At 65.6% G+C, this 9,788-nt stretch carries 10 protein-coding genes; 4 read left to right on the top strand and 6 right to left on the bottom strand.

The annotated features are described in order from the left end of the window. Positions 1-21: 21 nt before the first annotated feature. The 4 genes from K7W42_RS11270 to K7W42_RS11255 all read right to left on the bottom strand — a co-directional run bounded on the left by K7W42_RS11270 (position 22) and on the right by K7W42_RS11255 (position 4,937). Positions 22-633: a PH domain-containing protein gene (locus K7W42_RS11270; RefSeq protein ID WP_224574721.1), complete on the bottom strand. Its 612-nt coding sequence runs from the start codon at positions 631-633 to the stop codon at positions 22-24. A 5-nt stretch (positions 634-638) separates the two neighbouring features. Further along, positions 639-1,991, bottom strand: coding sequence for a DNA repair protein RadA (gene radA / locus K7W42_RS11265; RefSeq protein WP_224574720.1), 1,353 nt, complete (start codon positions 1,989-1,991; stop codon positions 639-641). After that, a complete protein-coding gene (locus K7W42_RS11260) occupies positions 1,984-2,280 on the bottom strand; it encodes a DUF2087 domain-containing protein (protein ID WP_224574719.1) in 297 nt (98 codons plus the stop codon). The genes radA and K7W42_RS11260 overlap by 8 nt, the downstream gene beginning before the upstream one ends. Positions 2,281-2,696: 416 nt before the next feature. After that, entirely contained in the window at positions 2,697-4,937 is a 2,241-nt protein-coding gene (locus tag K7W42_RS11255) for an ATP-dependent Clp protease ATP-binding subunit (protein ID WP_224574718.1), read from the bottom strand. Positions 4,938-5,175: 238 nt separating this feature from the next. Between K7W42_RS11255 and K7W42_RS11250 the strand changes: the two genes are divergently transcribed. After that, positions 5,176-5,556, top strand: a complete 381-nt coding sequence (locus tag K7W42_RS11250) for a carboxymuconolactone decarboxylase family protein (RefSeq protein ID WP_224574717.1) — start codon at positions 5,176-5,178, stop codon at positions 5,554-5,556. Between the two features lie 11 nt (positions 5,557-5,567). Here K7W42_RS11250 and K7W42_RS11245 read toward each other — a convergent pair whose 3' ends face one another. Further along, a complete protein-coding gene (locus K7W42_RS11245; RefSeq protein ID WP_224574716.1) occupies positions 5,568-6,239 on the bottom strand; it encodes a hypothetical protein in 672 nt (223 codons plus the stop codon). 265 nt (positions 6,240-6,504) lie between these two features. On the opposite strand from K7W42_RS11245, the gene K7W42_RS11240 reads away from it, so the two are divergent. From K7W42_RS11240 to K7W42_RS11230, 3 genes are all read left to right on the top strand, one after another. After that, on the top strand, positions 6,505-7,266 hold the full coding sequence (locus tag K7W42_RS11240) for an electron transfer flavoprotein subunit beta/FixA family protein (RefSeq protein WP_224574715.1): 762 nt from the start codon (positions 6,505-6,507) through the stop codon (positions 7,264-7,266). Positions 7,267-7,376: 110 nt separating this feature from the next. After that, the gene (locus tag K7W42_RS11235) at positions 7,377-8,327 is read left to right on the top strand and encodes an electron transfer flavoprotein subunit alpha/FixB family protein (RefSeq protein ID WP_224574714.1); all 951 of its coding nucleotides are present in this window, start codon (positions 7,377-7,379) and stop codon (positions 8,325-8,327) included. A 186-nt stretch (positions 8,328-8,513) separates the two neighbouring features. Beyond that, positions 8,514-9,269, top strand: a complete 756-nt coding sequence (locus K7W42_RS11230) for an SDR family NAD(P)-dependent oxidoreductase (RefSeq protein WP_224574713.1) — start codon at positions 8,514-8,516, stop codon at positions 9,267-9,269. 79 nt (positions 9,270-9,348) lie between these two features. Here the strand turns inward: K7W42_RS11230 and K7W42_RS11225 are convergent, their stop codons facing one another. Then, the gene (locus K7W42_RS11225) at positions 9,349-9,783 is read right to left on the bottom strand and encodes a disulfide bond formation protein B (RefSeq protein ID WP_224574712.1); all 435 of its coding nucleotides are present in this window, start codon (positions 9,781-9,783) and stop codon (positions 9,349-9,351) included. Positions 9,784-9,788: the final 5 nt, after the last annotated feature.

Below are 9,788 nucleotides of genomic sequence, written 5' to 3'. Positions count from 1 at the left end.
TGGAAATGGGCGGCACTCGTCTTAGGCTCTACGTTGGGTCGGGTCGAGGGCCTTCTCACGGGCGCTGCTGGGCCTCTTCACGCCGCCTTGCCAACCACGGGCCGAACCGCTGACTGGCACTCCTCTTTCGACCAGGGCACGCAGAAAGCCTTCCGGGTCGGCGGGTGTCAGAAAGTGAGGAACGCCCCGGACCTCCACCAGGGCGTGCTGGTGTATGCCGGAGCTCAGCGCCTGCACTTGCCGGGGTCCATCACCCTTCCAGGCATAATTGCCGCTGTGGTAGCCGGGCAGGCCCACGCCGCCCACCCTCAGCCCCAGCGCGCCGCCTGTGGCCTGGGCGCGCAGGTCGCGGTAGGGCCACTCAAAGGTGCCGGAGGCGCGGCCCACCCGCAGCCCGGTGCGGGTCAGGGTATAAGACAGCCGCCGGGGCACCAGCACAAAGCCCAGCAACAGGCCCAGCCCCAGCAGGCTCAGGAGCACCTGACCCGCCAGCGGCAGCGCCGGGCTATCCGGGTCGGGCAGCCACGGCGCAGCGATAAGCAAGAGGGGCGCCAGCCACACTACGCCGACAAACCACAGCGGCGACCGAGCCGGGGCCAGAGGCACAGGGACCGTCGTGGGAGGAGGGTCCACCACACCTATGCGCCCCGCTCCCGCCCGCCCCAGACCGCGCCCACAGCCTCTTCGACGCTTTTGACCCCGCGCACACCGTCCAGGCCGGGCGGCACCACGAGGCGCTCGTAACCGGCGCGTCGGGCTTCCTCGGCGCGGCGTAGGGCCGCCTGGGTGCTTCTGACCTCGCCGGCCAGGCCCACCTCGCCAAACACCGCCACGTTTTGCGGCAGGGCGCGCCCCACCACCGCCGAATACACTGCCAGCGCCACGGCCAGGTCCAGGCCGGGGTCCGGCACCTTCAGACCACCGGCCAGGTTGACGTAGATGTCCAACCCGCCCAGCGTCAGGTCCAGCCGGCGCTCCAGCACGGCCAGCACCACGTCCACCCGCCGGGGATCCAGTCCCACCACCACGCGCCGGGCGTTGGGGTAGGGCGTCTTGCTGGCCAGCGCCTGCACCTCCAGCAGCATGGGCCGCTGCCCATCAATGGTGGAGGCCACCACGCTGCCCGGCACGCCCACAGGCCGCTCGGCCAGGAAAGCGGCGCTGGGGTTCTCCACGGCCATCAGGCCATCGCCGCGCATCTCGAAGACGCCCAGTTCCCCGGCCTGCCCAAAGCGGTTTTTGACGCTGCGCAGCAGCCGGTACGCCCCCACCGACTCTAGAAAGACGGTGGTGTCCACGATATGTTCCATGACCTTAGGCCCAGCCACGGTGCCGTCCTTGGTGACGTGACCCACCAGCACGGTTGCCGTGCCCGTCTCTTTGGCCGCGCGGGTCAACATGGAGGTGCCGTCGCGCACCTGGGCCACACCGCCGGGGGCTCCTTCACCCTCAACCGTGACGGTCTGAATACTGTCCACGATGCACAGAGCGGGCTTGTGTTCGGCCATCAGGGCAGCGACGTGTTCGGCGCGGGTGTCACGGGTGAGCTGAATATCGGCAGTCACGCCCAGACGGTCGGCGCGCAGTCGAATCTGTTCCAGCGATTCCTCGCCCGCCACGTAGAGGACTGGGCCCGCCGTACTGGCCACCCGGTCGGCCACTTGCAGCAGCAACGTGCTTTTGCCAATGCCGGGTTCGCCGCCAATCAGGGTCACTCCGCCTGCCACCAAACCGCCCCCCAGCACGCGGTCCAGTTCAGGAATCCCACTGGGGGTGCGTGGCTCCTCGCGCCGGCCCACATTCGAGAGCGGGGTCAGCTTGCCGCCCGTGACCCCACCGTAGGCCCCACCGCGTCCACTCTTGCCGGACACCAGGGCCGGCGCTTCTTCCTCAAACGAGTTCCAGGCCTGGCAGTTAGGGCAGCGGCCCAGCGGCTTGGCCGCCTGGTAACCGCAACTGGTGCAGACGTAGCTGGTCCGGACTTTAGCCACGCTCACCTGAAGGTCTGGTGCCGGGGCGGCCATCGGCCCGCCAGTAGACCTGACCGTCGGTGGCCAGGTAATCACCCTCAACAAGCTCTGTCAGCAGCACGCTGGGGTCCGGCAGAGTGCTGTGATCCGCCAGCAGCTGGTCCACCTGCCCCTGGTCATACGAGACGCCGGGGTCCAGCAGGCCCGTCAGGTAATCCAGAATGGCCAGCTGGTGGGCGCGGCGGCGGTCGCTGGGCCAGGTGTGAATGCGCCCGTGTTCGTCCTGAAAATCGTGGATGCTCTTCGTCATGACGGCTATCGTACCTGGGTGACTGGGAAAGATGGTTCCCGGCAAGAGGTTTGGGGGCGGCCAACCGCTTTGCAGGTGTCTGCTCTGGCGGTAGTGTGTGATACGGACGCTGAGTGGCCCGTGGGCAAACCCCATGACCTCAGAGCGAATGGAAGGACAAGCGGACTGACGGGCGTGGTGATTGCACCTCGACGAGACGTCAACAGAACAGACGGCACCCGTATAACGCCTCGACAGCGGCGTGTGGTCCTTCACCACTAGCAAGGGGGAAACTGACCTCCTCACATCTCTCTTCGGACGCTCCACACCTACCTAACTTTCTTGAATGGACCTGCGAGCAGAGTGATTCACGCCACACAGCGCCAAAGACAACCGCTGCCCCCGGAAGGAACAGCGGCTGAAGAGAAGCTTTCTGCTTACGCCAGGATCTGTCTTGGCGCGGCTTCCTCGCCCTTCTCGAACTGAATGCCTTCCTGGCCCAGCACCACGCGCACTTCCTCGCCGTGGTTGTGCGCCAGTTCCATGGCCAGCGGGTCCTCGATTTCCTCGCGGACCAGGGTGCGCAGCTGGCGGCTGCTGCCCACCGCGTGCTTGGGACTACGGGACTTGAGCTTGCTCACCAGCCAGGCGGCAATAGCCGGATCGAAGGTCACGGTTATCTCGCGGCTGGCCAGTTCCTCACGCATCTCGCCCATCAGCTGCTGGGCCACGCGCACCAGTTCTTCCTCGCCCAGCGACTTGAAGCGGATGACCTCGTCCAAACGGTCCAGAAATTCCGGCGTAAAGATGTGGCGCAGCGGCGCATTGTTGTCGGGCGTCACTGGACTGAAGCCCACCGTCGGATTGACGTTAAAGCCCGTGTTGCTCGTCATGATGATGATCGTGCGGCGGAAATCCACGGTGCGGCCCAGGCCGTCGGTCAGGCGCCCGTCGTCCAGCACCTGCAAGAAGGTGTTGTACACGTCGGGGTGGGCCTTTTCGATCTCGTCGAGCAGAATCACGCTGAACGGCTGACGGCGCACCGCTTCGGTCAGGCGGCCGCCCTGCTCATAGCCCACGTATCCGGGGGGCGACCCGATCAGCTTGCTCACCGAGTGGCTCTCCTGAAACTCACTCATGTCCATGCGGATCAGGCTGCGCTCGCTGCCAAAGAGGGTGCGGGCCAGGGCCTTGGCCAGGTGCGTTTTGCCCACGCCGCTGGACCCCACAAACAGGAAGCTGGCGGCCACGCGGGTGCGGCCCCCCAGCCCCACGCGGGCGCGGCGCAGGGCACTAGACAGGGCCCGGATGGCGTCAGGCTGCCCATACACTTGGTCGGTCAGTTGGCTTTCCAGGTCCACCAGTTGCGCCGCAGTTTCCTCGCTATAAATGCCGCCCATCGAATTGATAACGCTCTCGATGTCCTCGCGAGTGACGTAGGGCTCGCCGTCCTCGGTCTCGGCCACCGGCAGGCCGATGCTCATGTTCAGGCGCACCCGGCTGGCGGCCTCGTCAATCAGGTCAATCGCCTTGTCAGGGAAGTTGCGGCCCGGCAGACTGCGTTCGCCAATCCGTACGGCCAATTCCAGCGCCTGCTCGGGAATCTGCACGCCGTGGTGCTCCTCGTACTTGGGCTTGAGGCCGCGCAGGATTTGCAGGGTTTCGGCAGGGCTGGGTTCCAGCACGATCACCGGCTGGAAGCGGCGTTCCAGGGCGGCGTCCTTTTCGATGTAGCGGTGGTATTCGCCAGTGGTCGTCGCGCCGATGACCTGAATCTCGCCGCGGCTCAGGGCCGGCTTGAGAATGTTGGCGGCGTCCAGCGTGCCTTCCGCGCCGCCTGCCCCGACCAGGGTGTGCAGCTCGTCAATAAAGGCCATCACCTTGGCGTTGCGCAGCTCCTCAATAATCTGGCGCAGCCGCTCCTCAAACTCACCCCGGTACTTGGTGCCGGCCACCACGCCGCTGAGGTCCAGGCTGACCAGCCGGACCCCGTGGAGGTTGGGCGGCGTGCGCTTTTCGTGGATGGCCAGGGCCAGCCCCTCGACGATGGCGGTCTTGCCCACGCCGGGGTCACCGATCAGCACCGGGTTGTTCTTGGTGCGGCGGGTCAGGATCTGCGTGACGCGGCGGATTTCCTCGCTGCGGCCAATCACAGGGTCCAGCTTGCCCTCGCGCGCCCACTTGGTCAGGTCGCGGCCGTACTCGTCCAGAAAGGGCGTGGCGACCGGCTTGGCGGGCTTGGTGCCCTGGCCCTCTCCCTGCGCCAGAATGCGCCAGCGGATCGTGTCCACATCCTTGGTCAGCTCCTGCAGGATGCGGAAGGCCACACCGTCACCTTCGCGGATAATCCCCAGCAGGATGTGCTCGGTGCTGGTGACCTGGGCGCCCAGCTGCCGGGCCTCGGTGCTGGCCAGTTCCATCACGCGGCGGGCGCGCGGGGTAATGCTGGGGGCGTCGTTCAGGCGGTTGCCCTCGCCGCGCCCGATGATTTCCTCGACGCGGCGGCGCAGGCCGTCCAGCGACGCGCCAAATTCACCCAGGATGCTGGCGGCCGTGCCGCCTTCGCGCATCAGCCCCAGCAGCAGGTGTTCGGGGCCGACCATCGCGTGTCCCAGGCGGTTGCCCTCTTCACGGGCGTAGTGAAACACCAGTCGGGCGCGGTCATCGTATCTGTTCATGGGTAACCCCCAGGGCAAGCGCAGGCGGCGCGGGAACGTTGAAAGCAGGGTGGCAGAGAGAGCCTCCTGTGCAGGTTGAGCGAGACGGTAAACACCTTGAGGGTAGACTATCGCCGCGCCTGCGTGTCAGGCAGGGGAAACCTTACGTTCCGTTCACATCTACGCCACACTGAAACTGTAGCGCGTGGGCTGTGACGAACTTCTTTCTTGCCTCCCTCTTGCCCGCTACCGTGAGGCCATGAGCGACCCCCACGCCCGCGACATCATTTTTGGAGACCAGCAGGAACGCATCCTGGCCCGGCTTCAGGCCCTGGACCCCCACCTGGCCCACGATATTCAGGTGTTCGCCTACGACACGGTCTATGACCGGCCTGGCCTGGACCTGAAGACCAAGGAGCTGATTGCCTGCGCGCTGCTGGTGTCGCTGGGCAGTCCGCCCGAGCTGAGGACCCATCTGCGCGGCGCACTCAACGCTGGCGCCACCGAGGCGGAGGTGCGGGGGGCGCTGCACATGTGCGTGCCGTACCTGGGTTTTCCGCGTGCGGTGGCGGGATTTGAACTGCTGCGCCAGCATCTCAGCGCCACACAAAAAACCAGCCCCACAGAGGAGGCTGGCTAGGGGGAGAAAGGTTAGAAACTGGTCTTAACGCCGATACGGGCCTTGAAGACCGTGCCAGGGCGAACGAAGATATTGCTCACCGTGCTGTAGTCGCCTTGGTTGGGCTGCGAGGTCACCACGTTACCCTTGTTGTCATTAGTAGTGATGGCCGAGCGGAAGAACGTATCCACACCGACATCGCCGACCAAGCTCAGACCACCGGTCAGAGCGTAGCTGACCATTACGCCAGCGCCCACGCCGAACGCATTGCTGGTGTAGGTGGTGCTCTGCGAGGAATCCCCAAAGTCAGAGCGGAACATGCCGTAGCGGCCACCTGCGTACAGGGCCGTGCCAACACCAGGCGCCACTTCGCCCAGGTTATAGGTGCCGTCCAGCGAGGCCACAGTGCTGCTGCCGCTCTCGGTGTAGCCCAGCCCACCCTGGCTGGTGGGCTTCTTGTAGTCGCCCAGAGTGCCGCCCAGGTTGTTGGAAGCGTTGTCGTTAATAGCGTCCGACGCGCGGCCATACGCCACGCCAGCCTTGATGCCAATGGGGCCAAGCACATTGGGCGCGTGGACAAAAACTTCGCCGCTCAGGCCACCGGCATAGCCGCCGGTCAGGCCGAGTTCGACGCCGTTCAGGGACTGCGCGCCGGCCGTGCTGGCAGCCAAGGTCAGAAGGGTCAGGGGAAGGAGCTTCTTCATGAGAAGTAGCCTCAGGGCTGAACATGAGAAACTTCCATGAGCCAGTTGACGGCGGATTTAGGTGCTGGCTTGCATAAAGGTTCGCTGAGGGCCCACGCGGAGGTTCAGATAGCCACAGCTGTCCGTGCCAGCCGACCTGCCCGACCCTCACCACCTCCTCCTCATACTGGTCAGAAATTGGGACACCTGCTAAACTTGAACCGAGTCTAATTTGTCATGCTGGGCACGCCAGCATCTTCCCCACACACGACCCCACGGAGGCCGCATGAATATCCTGACCCTGATTCGCCAAGTTCCTGACGCCGAAGCGCGCGTGAAAATCAACAGCCAGGCCGTTGACCTGGATGGCACCACCCTTGTTATGGACGGCATGGACGAGTACGGCGTGGAAGAAGCCCTGCGACTGCGCGAAGGCGGCGCGCCTATCGAGCAGATTATTGCGCTGGCCATCGGCCCCAAGCGCAACGAGGACGCGCTGCGCACCGCCCTGGCGATGGGCGTGGACCGCGCCATTCATGTGGAAACCGACGAGAAGTTTGACGCCGTGACCCTGAGCAAGGTCGTGGCACAGGTGGCGCAGGCCGAGAACGTGCAGCTCATTCTGGTGGGCGGTCAGGAAGCTGACTGGGACTCGCAGGCCCTGGGCGCCGCCAGCGCCGAGCGCCTGGGCTGGCCTCAGCTGACCTGGACCAACGAGCTGAAACTGGACGGCGGGACGCTGACCGGCCGCCACGACGTGGATGACGGCAACGAGAGCTTCCGGGCCGAGTTGCCCGCCGTGGTCAGCACCCAGCAGGGCCTCAACGAGCCGCGTTACCCCACGCTACCCAATATCATGAAGGCCAAGAAAAAAGAGCTGCGCAAGGACGACGCCGCCAGCTACGGCCTCCAGAACCGCGTGCGCACCGTAAACGCCGAGATTCAGACCCGCGCGCGGCGCAACACCATGATTGACGGCAAGGACCCGCAGGCCGCCGCCGCAAGATTGCTGGAACTGCTGCGCAGCGAAGCCAAAGTGATTGCCTGAGCAGGGTTTGGGGGCACAGAGCGCTGCTCTGCCCAGCCGGTGCCCCAAACGCTCGGCCTCTTGCCGATGCACTTTTCCCTCTTTCTCTCTGACGGAACCGGAGGTTCCCCATGATTCTGATTGTTGCTGAACACAGCGCCGGCAAGCTGGCGAAGTCCACCCTGGAAATGGTCACCGCCGCCCGTGATTCGGGCCGTGAAGGCCCTGTCACCGTGCTGGTCCTGGGCCAGAACGTTGCGCCCATTGCCACCGAGGCCGCCGCTGTGGCCGACCAGGTCCTGGTGGCCGACCTGCCTGTCCTGGCCACCTACAACGCCGAAGCCTGGGCGGCGGCCACCACCCAGATCGCAGGTGAAGGTGAGGCCCATACCGTCATCATCGGCGGCAGCCGTTCGGGCCGCGAGTTCGCCCCGCGTGTGGCCGTCAAACTGGACGCCCCTTACCTGGAAGACGCCACCAGCCTCAAAGCCAATGGCGCCGCCCTGCAAGCCCAGCGCTACACCTACCTGGCCCGCGTGACCGAAACTGTGGAGGCCGAAGGTCCCGTGGTGGTCGTGACGGTCAAACCCGGTTCGTTTGAGGCAGCCGCACCAGCAGGAGAGGCTGGCGAGCAGTACGACGTGGAACTGACCCTGCCCGCGTCCCGCGTGGAAGTCACCGGCAGAAGTGTAGAAAAGAGCAGCCGCGTGGCCCTGACCGAAGCCGACGTCATCGTGACGGGCGGGCGCGGTGTGGGTAACGCCGAGAACTTCTCGAAGTATGTCGAGGGCCTGGCCGACGCCCTGGGCGCTGGCGTGGGCGCCACGCGCGCCGTGGTGGACGCCGGCTGGCGCCCCTACGCCGAGCAGGTGGGTCAGACCGGCAAGACCGTGCAGCCCGGCGCCTACATTGCCCTAGGCGTCAGCGGCGCCGTGCAGCACCTGAGCGGCATGGGCAAGAGCAAGAACATCATCGCCATCAACAAGGACGCCGAGGCGCCGATTTTCAAGGTGGCCGACTACGGCATTGTGGGCGACATCAACGAAATCGTGCCCGCGCTGATTGAGGCGAGCAAAAGGTAAGTGGGAAGTCGAGAGTGGGGCGTGGAAGTGTGCCGCCTCTCCCCTCCGCTCCGATAGCAAAGGGCCTGCTCCAGAATCGGGGCAGGCCCTTTTCCGTTCCCCTTTCCTCTGCCCCACGCCCCCCTCCCTATTGAGCGACCCTTAGCACTTCTCCTCCCGCAGCCGCGCACCCACAACACTGGAGGCATGAGCGAAACGACCTTGCCAGCGGGTGTCATCGTCACGGGGGCGGCCAGAGGCATTGGGCGCGCGATTGCCGAGCTGTACACCGAACGTGGCTGGCGCGTCCTCAGTGCCGACCTGAACCTGCCGCCCACCCTGCGCGGAGGCCGGCGCGTCAAGGCCGATGTCAGCACCGCCGCTGGCCGCGCCCGCATTGGGCGTGCGGCGCGCGAGATGGGGCGGGTGGACGTGCTGGTCAACAACGCGGCTTACCAGGGCGCCCACGGCAGCGTGCTGGAGGTCAGTGAACGCGGCTGGGCCAGAACCCTGAACGTGAACCTGACGGCCCCACTGCTGCTGACCCGTGAGCTGGTCGAGCTGCTGCCGCGCGGCGGGGCAGTGGTGAATGTCGCCAGTGTGCAGGGCCTGTTTGCCGAACAGGACAATGCCGCCTACAACGCCAGCAAGGGCGGCCTGGTGAACCTGACCCGTGCGATGGCCCTGGACCTGGCCCCACACGGCCTGCGCGTCAACGCAGTGGCGCCGGGCGCCATCAGCACCGAAGCCGTACTGCAGAGCATCCAGAACAGTGAGGACCCCGCCCAGACCCGGCGCGACTATGAAGACCTGCACGCCCTGCGCCGCCTGGGCATCCCGCGCGAGGTGGCCCAGGCCGTCTACTTTCTGGGCAGTGACGAGGCCAGCTTTATCACCGGCGCAGTTTTGGCGGTGGACGGCGGCATGACCGCCAGTTTCATGATGGCGGGGCGACCGGTGTAGAGAGGGAGTGGGGAATGGGCTGTAGGGAGTGGGAAGGACAAAGGGCCAACTGCACGATGGCCCTTTTCGTTATGTGGATTTAGACAGCTTTTGGCGTGCGCTTCCAGCTCAGCAGCAGAAGAATCAGGGTAAAAGCAATCATGCTCAGAACTGGGATGGTCAGGATGGTGTTGAGTGGAGAGTTCAGGCCCCAGACCGGCCAGGGGGTGCCGCACGAGGCCGAAGGGTCGGCGGTACAGGCGCGCGGCACAGGCACCACGCCCCAGGTTTCCAGGTTGTGGTACAGGGCCACCAGTACGCCAATTCCGGCCAGCGGCACCACGTAGCGGCGCACACGCAGGTCGCCGCCCAGGGCCGCGACGCCCAGTATGACGGCCAGTGGATACATGAAAATGCGTTGGAACCAGCACAGGATGCAGGGATTAAACTGCCGCACCTCGCTGAAGTACAGGCTGCCCAGCGTGGCCACCAGCGCCACCACCCAGGCCAGATATAAGCGGTTGTCGCGCGTCATGGACC

Source organism: Deinococcus betulae, from assembly GCF_020166395.1.
GTDB classification, from domain to species: domain Bacteria; phylum Deinococcota; class Deinococci; order Deinococcales; family Deinococcaceae; genus Deinococcus; species Deinococcus betulae.
Note: the sequence above shows the minus strand (reverse complement) of the source record. Positions and strands in the feature narration are given on the sequence as shown.

Coding starts and splice junctions, on each gene's coding strand:
- K7W42_RS11260 (WP_224574719.1), bottom strand. CDS start 2,280: ATGACGAAGAGCATCCACGATTTTCAGGACGAACACGGGCGCATTCAC.
- K7W42_RS11255 (WP_224574718.1), bottom strand. CDS start 4,937: ATGAACAGATACGATGACCGCGCCCGACTGGTGTTTCACTACGCCCGT.
- K7W42_RS11250 (WP_224574717.1), top strand. CDS start 5,176: ATGAGCGACCCCCACGCCCGCGACATCATTTTTGGAGACCAGCAGGAA.
- K7W42_RS11245 (WP_224574716.1), bottom strand. CDS start 6,239: ATGAAGAAGCTCCTTCCCCTGACCCTTCTGACCTTGGCTGCCAGCACG.
- K7W42_RS11240 (WP_224574715.1), top strand. CDS start 6,505: ATGAATATCCTGACCCTGATTCGCCAAGTTCCTGACGCCGAAGCGCGC.
- K7W42_RS11235 (WP_224574714.1), top strand. CDS start 7,377: ATGATTCTGATTGTTGCTGAACACAGCGCCGGCAAGCTGGCGAAGTCC.
- K7W42_RS11230 (WP_224574713.1), top strand. CDS start 8,514: ATGAGCGAAACGACCTTGCCAGCGGGTGTCATCGTCACGGGGGCGGCC.
- K7W42_RS11225 (WP_224574712.1), bottom strand. CDS start 9,783: ATGACGCGCGACAACCGCTTATATCTGGCCTGGGTGGTGGCGCTGGTG.